Raw genomic sequence first — 13,980 nt, forward strand, 5'->3', positions numbered from 1 at the left:
TATGAGCGTCGAGAACCTCAAGAACTCGCTTCCCGAGTACGCGAAGGACCTCAAGCTCAACCTGAGTTCCATTGCGCGCACGACGGTCCTGAACGAGCAGCAGTTGTGGGGAACGCTCCTCGCAACGGCCGCAGCCACCAAGTCTGCGTCCACGCTCAAGGAGATTGCATCCGAGGCTGCCGACAACCTGTCGGCAGAGGCGTACAACGCCGCTCTCGGCGCAGCGTCGATCATGGGCATGAACAACGTCTTCTACCGCACCAAGGGCTACCTCGACGGTAAGTACGACGACCTTCGTGCCGGCCTGCGGATGAACATCATCGGCAACCCGGGCGTCGACAAGGCCGACTTCGAATTGTGGTCGCTTGCAGTGTCCGCGATCAACGGCTGCAACCACTGCCTCGAAGCTCACGAGAACACCCTCCGCCAGGAAGGTGTCGACCGCGAGGTCATCTTCGAAGCGATCCGCGCCGGTTCCATCGTCGCGGGCGTCGCACAGGCTGTCGAAGCCAACGAGATCCTCTCTGCCGCACAGGTCTGATCACTCGGACCCGACTGCAGTTCGACGAGCCCTCCCCACCGTGAAGGTGGGGAGGGCTTTTCGCGCGCTAGGGTGGACCGATGGGTATCGAGGTGAGTGTGGTCCGGGTCTTCACGGACGAGAACGGCAAGCACGGCAATCCGCTGGGAATCGTCGACGCATCCACGGTTGCAGAATCGGATCGACAAGCCGTCGCGAAGGAACTCGACTACAGCGAGACCATCTTCATCGACGTACCGGATGACGGCGCCTCGCGTGCCCGGGCTCAGATCTTCACTCCGGCAGCAGAACTCCCCTTCGCCGGGCACCCGACCGTCGGTGCCACGTGGTGGCTGGGCGAGCAGGGCCGCCGCGTGACCGCCCTCGACGTTCCCGCCGGCAGTGTCGACGTCCGCCAATCCGGCGCTCTCACATGGGTACGCGCGCGTGCCGAGTGGGCACCGGAATTCGCGATCTATCCGATGGACACGGTCGACGACGTCATCGACGCCGATCCGTCCGACTACGAGGCGGATCATTCGTATCTGTGGGCATGGCAGGACAAGCTCGAAGCTGCCATCCGCGCACGCATGTTCGCACCGGTGATGGGAATCGCCGAGGACGAGGCCACCGGATCGGCAGCGCTACGCATCACGGACCGGTTGAGGAAATCACTGCTCATCACCCAGGGACGCGGATCGGTGCTTCACACCACCTTCTCCCCCGAAGGGTGGCTCGAAGTCGGCGGCCGCGTCGTCGCCGAGCCGTCACGAACCTTGTGAGTACCCGGCGGGATTGCGTCCGGCCTCGAGGTCACTTGCGCTGAGAGTCACCGAGATCTCGTCACCGAGCGCGACTCCCGGTGCGAGGGGCAACTGATCTCCACTCCAGAATTTGCCCGGGTCGAACCAGTTGATCCGACGATTACCGACAAGCAGACCCATCGCTTCATAGGTCTTGGCAACCACTTCGGCGCAGTAGGCGCTCTCGGCGGCGACTGCCGATACGTCGGACTTCTTGCGCAGCTTCGGGATTCGGCCCCCGAACCAGCGTGAGGCGAGCTTGGCCGTCGACGGGAACGGCGTGCCGTCCAGTCGCGCGATCGTCTTGAGCAGAGCGTCTTCCTGCTCACGGGTGATCTCGTGGTCGAGCTGGCGCAACCATCCGCGCTGCCCATACTTGGCGCCCCACACCTGAACCGCCGACCTCAGATCGTGCAGTTGGACACCACGCTGAAAGCGTCCGGTCCACATGTCCTGCAGCGAGTGACCGAGTTCCGCATGCCACATCAGCGGCGGAAGGTCGTCGATCACCACCGACATTCCCACGTGATTGACCGGGCTGTTGGTCAGCGTCTGGATGGCCCGGTCGGCCGTCGACTCTCCGCGGAAGATCCAGATGTCGCCCGTGCGGGTCGCCGCGGCGGCCTCGTCGAGACTCACCTGCGAAAGCAATCGTCGGTCCATGCCTCTAGCGTAGAGGGATGAAACTCCCTACTCCTCTGCGCGCCTCGCACGTTTGGAAACTGGTCGGCCTCGCTGGTGCCATGGGCATTGCCGCCACCGGGGTCCTCGTCGCGCGCGGCGAACGCCAGCGTCGGGCCTACTCCCCGGACGAGATTCGCTCGGTATTGCACGAGCGGTACACCCAGGCCTACGCCAAGCAGTCGGAGCAAGAAGTTCTGGAACTCGAACCTGCACCCAACGCAGTGCGGCGCCGAATCGAGAAGCTCTTCCGGCGCCGCAACTGAACTCATCCGAGGGCTGCGAGGATCCCTGCTGCCATCTCCGCGACCTGATCATCGGTCATCACGAACGTCGGCGAAATCTGCATCGCACCCTGACCCGCCGCGCGACCCGAAATACCGTGCTCACGCAACGTCTTCACGAACGGCAAAGCCTCCGCCGGATCAGCCAACTGCACCGCAGCGACCGCACCGAGCCCACTACGAACCTCCGCCACCCGCGGATGCTCGGCCAACGGCTGCAGATGCGTATGCAACGACGCCTCCAGACGCTTCGACTCCCCGAGCAAATTCTCACGCTCGACAATGTCGAGGTTCGCCATCGCCGCCGCAGCAGCACCGGCATGCCCGCCATACGTGTAACCATGACGCCACCACGAACCCGCATAGAACGGCTCCGCCACCCGCGGCGCGATGAACACCGCACCCATCGGAACATAACCCGACGTCAAACCCTTTGCCGTGGTCATCATGTCAGGCTGCAAATCGAAACGAGTAGACGCGAACCACTCACCACCGATACGACCGAAACCGGTCACCACCTCGTCGACCACAAACAGAATGTCGTGCTCACGGCAGATGTCACGCACCTCCGCCAAATACCCCTCCGGCGGAAGATACACCCCACCCGCACCGATGATCGGCTCCGCGAAGAACGCGGCGATCTTGTTCGCACCGATCCTCTCGATCAACTCGAGCAGACTCTTCGCATCATCCCAACCGACCGTCGCCGCATCCGCCATCAGCTCGCCGTAACCCTCACGGTTCACCGGAATACCCGCCAGAGCCGTTCCCGCAACATGCATTCCGTGGTACGCCTTCTGACGACCGACAATGATCGCCTTCTCCGGCTGCCCCACCTCATGCCAATACCGGCGAGCGAGCTTCGCCGCAGTGTCCACCGAATCCGAACCACCCGAGGTGAAGAAGATCTTGCTCCCGGCAACCGGCGCGATCGTCGCCAACCGCTCCGCCAACACCTGCGTGGTCTCGGGAACAAAATCACCGAAGTTGGAGAAATGCGCGATCTTCGACAACTGAGCCGCCACCGCGTCCGCGATCTCCGTGCGCCCGTGCCCGACATTGGTGAACCACAGGCCCGCCGTCGCATCCAGATACCGAGTGCCCTCGCGGTCCCAGATGTACGCGCCCTCACCGCGAGAGACGACAAACGCGCCGTTCTTCTCCACAGCGCCCATGTCCGCGAACCCGTGCCACAATGCCGAAGCCATCATTGTCCCCTTCGAATACAAACGATGCTGGTGTGCAAACGATGTGCTGCGACTATATCGACACCGGGAATCGGCGCACGACGGCGCTCGCCGGGCACCGGCATTTCCGGGTACACACGTAATCTGTCGACCGTGACTTTTGCCGACAATCTCGCCGCACTGCCCACCATCGATCATCTGGCCGCCATCGAGGTACTCGACGCCGACGGAACCGTCATCGACACCGTCGAGAACAAGCCCGGAAAGTCCGGCTCGGTCAAGGTGTACAACCATCTTGCCGAGGTCTACGGCGCCCTGACACCCGAAGCCGCGACAGCAGGACTGACGATCTTCGCCGAGCACACCGAGGACGCGCGATCGAACCCCGGCAAGCACCCGAACGTGGACCGCCTCGAGCAGGTGCTCGCCTCCGGCAATCCACTAGGACTTCGCAGCGTTCCGTCCGCGTAGCCCGGCGCCCAACCGTCCGACGGCATTGACCGCCAACGCCATCAGGGCCATCGCGATGCCCAGTACGACAAATCCGATGAACAGGGCCAGATAGCCCTGGTGGCGAGGATCCATGAACGGATACGGATACCAGTCGACGATCGGCCCTCGAATCAACGTGTACACCGCGTAGATCACCGGAAACAGCAGCCACTGCAGCGAGCGAATTTCGGAGATCCTGTGCCTCGAAGCGAAGAACACCCAGTCGAGGAGCATCACCAGCGGAAGAATGCGGTGCAGCGCCGAGTTGATCCACGCGTCGTTCAAATTGACGTCGATGTTCGCCAGTAGTACGGCGTAGATGATTCCGGTGATCACCATGTAGAGCGTCACCGCACCGCGAACCGACTGCCATGTCCGAGACTGCGGATCCCGAAGGGCGCCGACCAGCAATACGATCACCGCAAGGATGTTGCTCTCGATGGTGAAGTAGCTCAGATAGTTCGACAACGAGAATCCGTCGGCGTTTCGAATCGGAATCCACAGCAGCGCCGTGAGTCCGTAGAACGCGAACAACAGGCGAAGTACTCGCACGGCAACAGGCGTCGACGCGACCGGTGCAGCAGCCTCATTTGCGGTATTTGTCGTCACTCGACGATATTTGCACATCAAAACGATCTGCGAGCGGTAGTTGTGAACGCGTTCGATAGGCTGTCATCAGCATGTCTACAACACCACCGGCCCCGCTCTCCCCCAAGCGGAGTGACCTGAAGAGCGCGCTGGCACAGGTCTCACTCCGCGACGAGAGTCGACTCCGTCGCAAACTCGACCGCGCCCGCACACCAGACGCTCTGGTGGCGCTGGCCGAAGAAATCGAGAAGGCACGCACACGCTTGGCTGCCCGCGCAGTCAGTGTTCCTGCGGTCTCGTACCCCGAAGCCCTGCCCGTCAGTCAGCGCAAGGACGACATCGCGACCGCGATCTCGGAGAATCAGGTTGTCATCGTCGCCGGCGAGACCGGCTCGGGTAAGACAACCCAGATCCCGAAGATCTGTCTCGAACTCGGACGTGGCGTCCGCGGACTGATCGGACATACACAGCCGCGCCGGTTGGCAGCCCGCACCGTTGCCGAACGTATCGCCGAAGAACTAGACACCGAACTCGGCGACGCCGTCGGATACACCGTGCGGTTCACCGATCAGGTCTCGGATCGCACCTACGTCAAGCTCATGACCGACGGCATTCTCCTCGCCGAAATTCAGCGCGACCGTATGCTCCGACGCTACGACACGCTGATCATCGATGAAGCGCACGAACGCAGCCTCAACATCGACTTCATCCTCGGGTACCTGGCTCAGCTGCTCCCCCGCCGACCCGACCTCAAGGTCATCATCACGTCGGCGACCATCGATCCCGAACGCTTCGCCGAGCACTTCGCTGTCGACGGTAAGCCCGCGCCGATCGTCGAGGTATCCGGGCGAACGTTCCCCGTCGAAATGCGTTACCGGCCACTGACTGTCGAATCCGGCGACATCACCTTCGACCGCGATCCCGTCGACGCGGTCTGCGAGGCTGTCGACGAGCTGAGCGCGGAGGGCGAAGGCGACATCTTGGTCTTCCTCTCCGGCGAACGCGAAATTCGCGACACCGCAGACGCTTTACGCGATCGGCATCTGCGCAACACCGAAATCGTCCCGCTGTACGCGCGGCTGTCGGCCGCCGAACAACACAAGGTGTTCTCGCCGCACACCGGCCGACGCGTCGTCCTCGCAACCAACGTGGCGGAGACCTCGCTGACCGTTCCCGGCATTCGGTACGTCGTCGATCCAGGAACGGCGCGCATTTCGCGGTACTCGGTACGCACCAAAGTGCAGCGCTTGCCGATCGAACCGATTTCCCAAGCGTCGGCGCGTCAGCGCTCCGGGCGTTGCGGCCGCGTCGCCGAAGGAATCTGCATCCGCCTGTACTCCGAGGAGGACTTCGAGTCACGGCCGGCATTCACCGAACCGGAGATCCTGCGAACCAACCTCGCATCCGTGATCTTGCAGATGACGGCTCTCGGCCTGGGCGACATCGCGGCCTTCCCCTTCGTCGAACCGCCGGACCAGCGCGCGGTGAAGGACGGAATCGGACTCCTCGAAGAACTCGGCGCCATCGCGCGAGGTTCCGAGGCCAGCCACCCCGAACTGACGCCCGTCGGCCGCGAGTTGGCCCAGATTCCGGTGGATCCGCGGATGGCACGAATGCTGGTGGAAGCCAAGAACAACGGTTGCCTTCACGAAACCCTTGTCATCGTCGCGGCACTGTCCATTCAGGACGTTCGCGAACGGCCCGCCGAGTTCCAGCAGGCAGCCGACGAAAAGCATGCCAGGTTCAATGTCGAGAACTCCGACTTCCTGGCCTACCTGAAGCTGTGGGACTACTTACGCGAACAACGTAACGATCTGTCCTCCAACCAGTTCCGCAAGATGTGCCGGAACGAGTTCCTGCACTGGCTCCGGATCCGCGAATGGCAGGATCTGCACGGGCAACTCCGGCAGATCACCCGCGGTCTCGGCTGGACAGTAGGAGAGACGCCGGCAAGCGAGAACGCGATCCATCAGTCGCTCCTCGCCGGATTGCTCTCGCATATCGGGCTACGCGAGGGCGAGAAGCGGGACTACCTCGGCGCCAGGGGCAGCCACTTCGCGATCTTCCCCGGATCGGGACTGTTCAAGAAGCCACCACGCTGGGTCATGGCCGCCGAACTCGTGGAAACGTCGAGGCTGTGGGCGCGCATGTCCGCGCGTATCGAACCCGAGTGGGCCGAAAAGCTCGCCCCGCACCTGGTGAAACGGACCTATTCCGAACCGCACTGGTCCTCCAAGCGAGGCTCGGCGATGGCATACGAGCGGGTCACTCTCTACGGAGTTCCCCTCGTGACCGGCCGCGCAGTGACGTACTCGCGAATCGATCCCGAGGCCTCCCGCGATCTCTTCATCCGCCATGCGCTGGTGCAGGGGGAATGGCAGACGAACCACAAGTTCTTCCACGAGAACCGCGCACTGCTCGACAACGTCGAGGAACTCGAGAACCGCGCGCGCCGACGCGACATCCTCGTAGACGACGAGACTCTCTACGAGTTCTACGACGAACGTATCGGCCAGGAAGCCGTGTCCGCCAAGCATTTCGACCAGTGGTGGAAGACTGAGCGGCGCAAGAATCCGAGTCTGCTGACGTTCACACCGGAAACCGTGGTCAACTCCGACGCCGCTGCAGTCCTCGGTGGCGAGTACCCGGACGCGTGGCGCCAGGGCGACATGCAGTTTCCGCTCACTTACCAATTCGAACCCGGAAAGGATGACGACGGCGTCAGCGCGCACATCCCGGTCGGCCTGCTCGCGCAACTTCAGCCGGTCGGCTTCGACTGGTTGGTCCCGGGTATGCGCGTCGACCTGGTTACCGCTCTGATCAAGACGTTGCCCAAGAACATTCGACGCGCTGTCGTGCCGGCACCCGACTACGCCGCCGCAGCGTTGGCAGCAGTCAAACCTCGATCCGAGCCGTTGATGACCGCAATGGCCCGTGAACTCTCGCACTTGGGCGGGATCCAGATCGACGCCAAGGACTTTGATCCCGCCGCGCTGCCCGACCATCTTCGGATGACGTTTGTCGTCGAGGACGAATCGGGCAAGGTTCTCGCGAAGGGTAAGGATCTGGCGCAGCTGCGACGCGTGCTCGCCCCGCGCGTGCAGAAAGAAGTAGCCAAGGCGGCAACCGGTACCGAACGGGCAGCGGCAACCGTCTGGACATCCGAGACACTCGGCGCGTTGGAACCGACCATCACTCGCTCCATCGGCGGGCAGCAGGTAACCGGATACCCGGCACTGGTGCCGGAAAACGGCGGAGTTGCCGTTCGTGTCCTGAGTACACCGGCTGCGCAGGCGCAGGCGATGCGGGAAGGCACTCGGGCGCTTCTCCTGGCGGCCGTTCCCACCCAACTCAAGGCAGTGACCGCCGGATTGTCGAACGCGCAGCGTCTGGCGCTCGGCCAGAATCCGGACGGCGGCTTGGAGGCCCTCGTCGAGGATTGCCGAGTGGCAGCTGCCAACGAAGTGATTGCAGCCCACGGTGGACCGGTGCGCACGCCTGAGGCCTTCGACGCCCTGGTGAAGATCGCACGCTCCGAACTGGCCGGGCGCGTTTCCGCGATCCTGCGCATGATTGTTCCGATCCTCGAACACGCCCACCAACTGAGCGTCGTCCTCGAACGCTCACGCGGGGAGGCAGCCGACGACGTCCGAGAGCAGTTGACCTCACTGCTTTTTCCGGGTTTCGTCGCCGAATTGGGCTCAGCGCGCCTACGCGATTTGCCGCGGTATCTTGCCGCAGCAAAATTCCGTCTCGAAGCTCTGCCTGCAAGCGCACAACGAGATCAGCAGGCGATGGATGTCCTCGACCGGGTGTACGCAGCGTACGACCGGTTGTTGAGTTCACTTCCCGAAGAGCGACGCACGGCCAGGGACGTCGACGCGATCAGCTGGATGATCGAAGAACTGCGCGTGAGTCTGTTTGCGCAGTCCCTCGGTACACCCACACCGATATCCGAAAAGCGAGTCCTGAAAGCTATCGAAGCGATCAAGCGTTGATGTTCGACGAGGACTGCGCGATCAGTAGATTGTCTGAATGTTGACGTTGGTGAGGAAACCGCCAAAGGTGGCAACAGTGTTGGCGAACCCGAGGGTTACCAGGCTGTTCACGACTCCGAGAACTGCAACTAAGTTCATAACGCCTCCGTGAAGATCCGAGATGCGGACGAACGTACCTGGTAGACACTAAGCGAATAACTTGCCCGATTTGTTCGATTGTTCGCTTTGTGTTCTCAGCGTTACCTAGTGCCCGCTCCGTGCTCTGAGCGTTACCTAAGTCGAAGGCCTCAGTCGACGGAAACGGGCTCGGCGCCGGGAGCCTTGTCGGCGTCACGGGTCTCGGCATGTTCGCGCATGTCGGTGATCTCACGTTCGAAATCCGCGGCGGAACTGAAGGACTTGTACACCGAAGCGAATCGCAGATACGCAACCTCGTCGAGATTTCGAAGCGGATCGAGAATCGCGAGCCCTACCTCGTTGCTGGGAATCTCGGCAGAACCCGATGCACGTACGGCATCTTCGACCTGCTGGGCCAGCAAATTCAGCGAGTCGTTGTCCACTTGGCGGCCCTGGCATGCGCGACGCACACCTTTGACAACCTTTTCCCGGCTGAACGGCTCCGTCACGCCGCTGCGCTTCACGACCGAGAGAACTGCCGTCTCGACCGTGGTGAATCGACGTCCACACTCGGGGCACGAACGGCGCCGCCTGATCGCCTGGCCCTCGTCGGCCTCGCGTGAATCGACCACTCGGGAATCAGGGTGCCGGCAGAACGGGCAATGCATCGGGGTTCCTTCGTTGTCGCCGAAATGGCCGCAACTCAGATTCGCTACCGACTGCAAATCCTCCGACGATTTACAGAGCAGATCCACGTACTCAACGCGACCACCCGAGGTGGTGGGACTGTCAAGTGGACAGCTTACTCGCTGTGAACCGACTGCTCTCACGCTCGGTACGCCCCCCGCCTGGGAGGGGTACGGTTAGCGGCCCGAGACCGGCACGATCAGAGTTTGCCCAACGGACAGCCCGGAGCTCGACATCGCATTGAGATCCATGATCTGCTCGATCACCGAACCGACAGCCTGGCCAGGCGCAACCTTGGCAGCAATATCACTGAGGGATTCACCCGCGGCAACGCGAACCACTTCGGTCGCGCCGTGTGTCGCAGCTACATCACCACTCGACAAAGCGCCGATCCCCACCAACGCCAACACTGCCAGTGCAGTGAATACGGCGCCCAGGAACACTGTCTTCCAGCTGACGTCCTCGGCAGCCACTTCATGTTCGACCCGTGAGACACCGACTCGGTTTCGGTGCGCAAAACTTCCTCCGTACGGGCGCGACGAATCGTGCTCGCTGTCCCACCGGCGAGGAGACTCACGCAATGACCGCGAACCTGAAACCGCACCCACCGCCGGAACACGGCGAACGACGGCCGCCTGCGGTTCGTTGTCGACATACCTGGCCACACCCCGCATTTCGGCCGTACCGCGCCGTTCGAATGACACAACGTCAGCATCGGACCCACCATCAGGCCCATAGAACGAGGGGTGGTACTTCAGTGCCGACGTGCCGTCGAAACCAATCGCGTCGACACCAAACGCGTCGACACCAATCGCGTCGTCGAAAATCCTGTTGCTTTGCAGTGCTGCGTTACCCATCGTGACCTCCGCTGGTCGACACCGATCGATGTGTTCGATCATGCGTTCGATGGAACGCATGTTCGAATTTCTACCACGCCTGGCCGACAATGTCTCTACTTGGAGCGACACGAATCGAACAGATGTTTGAAACCGCGAGCAAATCCGGCTAGATTCGTGTCAGACCACACAGCGGGAATTTGCGAAAGCCTCCGTGTTTGTCGACAGCTCGAATGTTGGCAGGAGGCACCGACAGGTTTCTGCGTGATGTGCACCAGGCACTTTTTCAGGCACGACTTCTTCAGACACGGAGGCAACAGGCCATGAAGGACGATCGCTCCAGCACAGCCGCGGAGGCAGGAGCTTCTGCAGTTCCGTCTCCGTCGAGCGAGACGCTCACCGAGCGTCAGCGGCGCGTTCTCGAAGTGATCCGCGATTCGGTGACGGAGCGCGGGTATCCGCCCAGCATTCGCGAGATCGGCGATGCGGTGGGGCTCACCTCCACCTCGTCCGTCGCACATCAACTGCGAACGTTGGAGCGAAAGGGCTTCCTTCGCCGCGATCCCAATCGCCCTCGCGCGGTCGATGTTCGAGGCCTCGACGAAGTTGCAGCCGATACCGCCATCGCATCCGTGTCGAAGCATTCGGGCGAGTACAACAGCGCCGACCCGCTACCGGAGCCGGCGTTCGTCCCCATCCTGGGTCGCATCGCTGCCGGCGGACCGATCCTCGCCGAGGAAGCGGTGGAGGATGTGTTCCCACTCCCCCGCGAACTCGTCGGCCAGGGTTCGCTCTTCATGCTCAAGGTCGTCGGCGAGTCGATGATCGATGCAGCGATCTGCGATGGCGACTGGGTTGTCGTCCGTCAGCAGAACGTCGCGGAGAACGGTGACATCGTGGCCGCAATGATCGACGGCGAAGCCACTGTGAAGACGTTCAAGCGCACGAAGAAGGAGGTGTGGCTGATGCCGCACAACGACCTCTTCGAGCCGATTCCCGGCAACAACGCTGTCATCCTGGGCAAGGTTGTCACCGTCATGCGGAAGATCTGAGCTCGCTCGCACCCTACGACCACAAGACTCTGGGCCCCGGCATCAGCCGGGGCCCAGAGTCTTTACGTGACGATCAGCGGTGCATCACCCGAATCAGAGATTCAGCGAACGTCCGATGATCTCCTTCATGATCTCGGTTGTGCCACCGTAGATGGTCTGCACACGAGAGTCCATGTACGCCTTGGCAACCGGGTATTCCTTCATGTAGCCGTAGCCTCCGTGCAGCTGGAGGCAGCGGTCGATGAGCTTGACCTGAGCTTCGGTGGTCCACCACTTCGCCATCGCAGCTTCCTGCACGGTCAGCTTCTCGGCATTGAGCTGTTCGATGAACTTGTCCACCAGGATCCGCACTGCGGTGGTCTCCGTAGCCAACTCGGCGAGGACGAATCGGGTGTTCTGGAAGCTACCGATCGACTTGCCGAATGCCTTGCGGTCACGGCAGTACTGGATCGTGCTCTCGAGAACCGATTCCATTGCGGCAGCGGCAACAACGGCGATCGAGAGTCGTTCCTGAGGAAGGTTCTTCATCAAGTAGAAGAAGCCCATTCCCTCTTCGCCCAGCAGGTTGGCGGCGGGAACGCGGACGTCGGTGAAGCTGAGTTCGGCGGTGTCCTGAGCCTTCATGCCGATCTTGTCGAGGTTGCGTCCTCGCTCGAAGCCCGGCATGTCCCGCTCGACGACGAGGAGGCTGAAGCCCTGCGCTCCCTTGTCCGGGTCGGTACACGCGACAACGATGATGATGTCGGCGTTGATTCCGTTGGTGATGAAGGTCTTCGAGCCGTTGAGGACCCAGTGATCCCCGTCGCGAACTGCTTTGGTCTTGATGCCCTGCAGGTCGCTACCGGTACCCGGTTCGGTCATCGCGATTGCCGAAATCAGCTCTCCCGAAGCGAATCCGGGCAACCAACGCTGCTTCTGCTCTTCATTGGTCAGCTCCAGCAGGTACGGCGCCACGACGTCGTTGTGCAACGTGAAGCCGATACCGCTGAACCCGCCCTTGGTGGTTTCCTCGGTGATGATCGCGTTGTAGCGGAAATCCTTCACACCGCCGCCGCCGAACTCCTCGGGCACCGCGGTTCCCAGGAAGCCCTGCTTTCCGGCCTCGACCCAGACGTCACGATCGACGATGTTCTGCTCTTCCCACTTCTCGTGGTTCGGAGCCACGTGCTGTGCCAAGAACTTCTGGTACGACTCCCGGAAGAGTTCATGTTCCGGTTCGAACAGGGTGCGCTCCACGCCGACTCCTTGCAATTCGATATACGGCACTTCAGTGATGTACCCGCTGGGGACGTACCCACTGGGGTGTATTCGCTGAGACAGGGCACGCCGAAGTGCGCGGGCCCACGTCACTGCCTCCGACGGTAGAACCTGTTGCGATACCCGTCGATGACCCGAACGATCACGATTCGTGACTGTAGCGGTTATCTGTTACTCGAAGTACGGAATTTAGCGAGATATCGCATGATCGGGTAGGCGACAAGGATGCCGATGGAGCCCCAGGCGATTCCGCCCAACTCGACCGAACCGATGGTCAACGTCAAGTTTCCGATGCCGGCGACCAGCGCAGCCGCGGCGACCGTCAGGTTGACCGGATCGGTGAAGTCGACCTTCGCCTCCATCCAGATACGGACACCGAGAATGCCGATGAGTCCGTAGAGAACCATCGTCGCGCCGCCGATGACGCCGTTCGGAACCGTGAACACCAGCGCACCGAACTTGGGCGAGAACGCGAGGATCACCGCCGTGGCGGCGGCGACCCAGTACGCGGCGGTCGAGTACACGCGCGTCGCTGCCATGACGCCGATGTTCTCGGCGTACGTAGTGGTTCCGGATCCGCCACCGGCACCCGCCAAGGTAGTGGCGAGGCCGTCTGCAAACAGTGCGTTGCCGGCCAGATCGTCGAGCGACTTCCCCGTCATGGCGGAGACCGCCTTGACGTGCCCGACGTTTTCGGCAACCAGAACGATCACCACGGGCAGGGCGAGCACGATCACCGACCAGTCGAAGGACGGACCGTGCAGACTCGGCAACCCGAACCAGTCTGCCTCACGCAGGGCCGACACCCGTTCACTGTCGAGACCACCGATGACAGCGGCGAAGACCCAGCCGATCACGACGCCGACCAGAATGCCCAGCCGGCCGAGCAGCCCGGGACCGACGACCGTGACCAGCAGGATCGAAACGAGCGTCACCGTGGCGATCAGCGGCTGCGATTCGAAGGAGCCGACCGCCGTCGGAGCGAGGTTGAGACCGATCAGCGCGACGACAGCTCCCGTCACCACCGGCGGCATGACGGCGTCGATGACCCGGCTGCCGATCAGACGTACGGCTACGCCGATCAACATCAACACGATGCCGACGGCCATGACGGCACCGAGTTGCGCGGCCGGGCCCGATCCTGCCGACGCTGTCAGCGGGGCGATGAACGCGAAGGACGAACCGAGATAGCTGGGGATCCGGCCCCGGGTGATGAGCAGGAACAGCGCGGTGCCGATACCCGAGAACAACAGCGTCGTCGTGACAGGGAAGCCGGTGATGGTCGGTACGAGCAGTGTCGCTCCGAACATCGCGATGACGTGTTGCATCCCGATTCCGATGGTGCGCGGCCAACTCAGTCGTTCGTCCGGCGCCACGACGGCTCCGTCGGCGATCCGCTTGCCGTCTCCGTGGACAGTCCAGCCGATTCCGCCGGCCCCGGTCATAGTTTCTCGTTCGATCACAGGTCGAAATACTAG

The 13,980-nt window shown here is 62.3% G+C and carries 13 protein-coding genes; 6 read left to right on the forward strand and 7 right to left on the reverse strand.

Annotation, left to right across the window (positions count from 1 at the left end; all coding sequences use genetic code 11):
- Window position 1: 1 nt before the first annotated feature.
- Together I7X09_RS00670 and I7X09_RS00675 are read left to right on the forward strand one after the other, a co-directional pair.
- Window positions 2-541, forward strand: coding sequence for a carboxymuconolactone decarboxylase family protein (locus I7X09_RS00670; RefSeq protein ID WP_003942122.1), 540 nt, complete (start codon window positions 2-4; stop codon window positions 539-541).
- Between the two features lie 80 nt (window positions 542-621).
- On the forward strand, window positions 622-1,302 hold the full coding sequence (locus I7X09_RS00675; protein WP_095970550.1) for a PhzF family phenazine biosynthesis protein: 681 nt from the start codon (window positions 622-624) through the stop codon (window positions 1,300-1,302).
- Here the strand turns inward: I7X09_RS00675 and I7X09_RS00680 are convergent.
- Window positions 1,288-1,986: a hypothetical protein gene (locus tag I7X09_RS00680; protein ID WP_095970551.1), complete on the reverse strand. Its 699-nt coding sequence runs from the start codon at window positions 1,984-1,986 to the stop codon at window positions 1,288-1,290. The genes I7X09_RS00675 and I7X09_RS00680 overlap by 15 nt on opposite strands.
- A gap of 17 nt (window positions 1,987-2,003) precedes the next feature.
- Between I7X09_RS00680 and I7X09_RS00685 the strand changes: the two genes are divergently transcribed.
- Window positions 2,004-2,270, forward strand: coding sequence for a hypothetical protein (locus I7X09_RS00685; RefSeq protein WP_095970552.1), 267 nt, complete (start codon window positions 2,004-2,006; stop codon window positions 2,268-2,270).
- Between the two features lie 2 nt (window positions 2,271-2,272).
- Here the strand turns inward: I7X09_RS00685 and I7X09_RS00690 are convergent, their stop codons facing one another.
- Window positions 2,273-3,496, reverse strand: coding sequence for an aminotransferase family protein (locus tag I7X09_RS00690; RefSeq protein WP_200315078.1), 1,224 nt, complete (start codon window positions 3,494-3,496; stop codon window positions 2,273-2,275).
- 132 nt (window positions 3,497-3,628) lie between these two features.
- On the opposite strand from I7X09_RS00690, the gene I7X09_RS00695 reads away from it, so the two are divergent.
- Window positions 3,629-3,946, forward strand: coding sequence for a DUF2322 family protein (locus I7X09_RS00695; protein ID WP_200315080.1), 318 nt, complete (start codon window positions 3,629-3,631; stop codon window positions 3,944-3,946).
- On the opposite strand, the gene I7X09_RS00700 is transcribed toward I7X09_RS00695, so the two are convergent.
- A complete protein-coding gene (locus tag I7X09_RS00700; protein ID WP_200315082.1) occupies window positions 3,917-4,594 on the reverse strand; it encodes a Pr6Pr family membrane protein in 678 nt (225 codons plus the stop codon). The genes I7X09_RS00695 and I7X09_RS00700 overlap by 30 nt on opposite strands.
- 53 nt (window positions 4,595-4,647) lie before the next feature.
- Here I7X09_RS00700 and hrpA point away from each other — a divergent pair, with 53 nt between their 5' ends.
- A complete protein-coding gene (gene hrpA, locus I7X09_RS00705; protein ID WP_200315084.1) occupies window positions 4,648-8,553 on the forward strand; it encodes an ATP-dependent RNA helicase HrpA in 3,906 nt (1,301 codons plus the stop codon).
- Between the two features lie 287 nt (window positions 8,554-8,840).
- Here hrpA and nrdR read toward each other — a convergent pair whose 3' ends face one another.
- The gene (gene nrdR / locus I7X09_RS00710; protein ID WP_095970738.1) at window positions 8,841-9,338 is read right to left on the reverse strand and encodes a transcriptional regulator NrdR; all 498 of its coding nucleotides are present in this window, start codon (window positions 9,336-9,338) and stop codon (window positions 8,841-8,843) included.
- 195 nt (window positions 9,339-9,533) lie between these two features.
- Complete coding sequence (locus I7X09_RS00715; protein WP_200315086.1) at window positions 9,534-10,274, reverse strand: LysM peptidoglycan-binding domain-containing protein; 741 nt, start codon at window positions 10,272-10,274, stop codon at window positions 9,534-9,536.
- Between the two features lie 242 nt (window positions 10,275-10,516).
- On the opposite strand from I7X09_RS00715, the gene lexA reads away from it, so the two are divergent.
- Window positions 10,517-11,245 carry a transcriptional repressor LexA gene (gene lexA / locus I7X09_RS00720; protein WP_007735195.1) on the forward strand — a complete coding sequence of 243 codons (729 nt, stop codon included), beginning with the start codon at window positions 10,517-10,519 and terminating at the stop codon, window positions 11,243-11,245.
- Between the two features lie 93 nt (window positions 11,246-11,338).
- Here the strand turns inward: lexA and I7X09_RS00725 are convergent, their stop codons facing one another.
- Both I7X09_RS00725 and I7X09_RS00730 read right to left on the reverse strand, forming a co-directional pair.
- Window positions 11,339-12,481, reverse strand: coding sequence for an acyl-CoA dehydrogenase family protein (locus I7X09_RS00725; protein ID WP_007735194.1), 1,143 nt, complete (start codon window positions 12,479-12,481; stop codon window positions 11,339-11,341).
- A gap of 185 nt (window positions 12,482-12,666) precedes the next feature.
- Entirely contained in the window at window positions 12,667-13,947 is a 1,281-nt protein-coding gene (locus I7X09_RS00730; RefSeq protein WP_020907537.1) for a uracil-xanthine permease family protein, read from the reverse strand.
- Window positions 13,948-13,980 lie beyond the last annotated feature (33 nt).

The sequence above is a fragment of the Rhodococcus sp. P-2 genome (assembly GCF_016598535.1).
Taxonomy (GTDB): Bacteria; Actinomycetota; Actinomycetes; order Mycobacteriales; family Mycobacteriaceae; genus Rhodococcus_F; species Rhodococcus_F baikonurensis.

Excerpts from the sequence above, each read along its gene's own strand:
- nrdR (WP_095970738.1), bottom strand. The coding sequence starts at position 9,338 with ATGCATTGCCCGTTCTGCCGGCACCCTGATTCCCGAGTGGTCGATTCA.
- I7X09_RS00715 (WP_200315086.1), bottom strand. The coding sequence starts at position 10,274 with ATGCGTTCCATCGAACGCATGATCGAACACATCGATCGGTGTCGACCA.
- I7X09_RS00670 (WP_003942122.1), top strand. The coding sequence starts at position 2 with ATGAGCGTCGAGAACCTCAAGAACTCGCTTCCCGAGTACGCGAAGGAC.
- I7X09_RS00675 (WP_095970550.1), top strand. The coding sequence starts at position 622 with ATGGGTATCGAGGTGAGTGTGGTCCGGGTCTTCACGGACGAGAACGGC.
- hrpA (WP_200315084.1), top strand. The coding sequence starts at position 4,648 with ATGTCTACAACACCACCGGCCCCGCTCTCCCCCAAGCGGAGTGACCTG.
- I7X09_RS00730 (WP_020907537.1), bottom strand. The coding sequence starts at position 13,947 with ATGACCGGGGCCGGCGGAATCGGCTGGACTGTCCACGGAGACGGCAAG.
- lexA (WP_007735195.1), top strand. The coding sequence starts at position 10,517 with ATGAAGGACGATCGCTCCAGCACAGCCGCGGAGGCAGGAGCTTCTGCA.
- I7X09_RS00690 (WP_200315078.1), bottom strand. The coding sequence starts at position 3,496 with ATGGCTTCGGCATTGTGGCACGGGTTCGCGGACATGGGCGCTGTGGAG.
- I7X09_RS00700 (WP_200315082.1), bottom strand. The coding sequence starts at position 4,594 with ATGTGCAAATATCGTCGAGTGACGACAAATACCGCAAATGAGGCTGCT.
- I7X09_RS00685 (WP_095970552.1), top strand. The coding sequence starts at position 2,004 with ATGAAACTCCCTACTCCTCTGCGCGCCTCGCACGTTTGGAAACTGGTC.
- I7X09_RS00680 (WP_095970551.1), bottom strand. The coding sequence starts at position 1,986 with ATGGACCGACGATTGCTTTCGCAGGTGAGTCTCGACGAGGCCGCCGCG.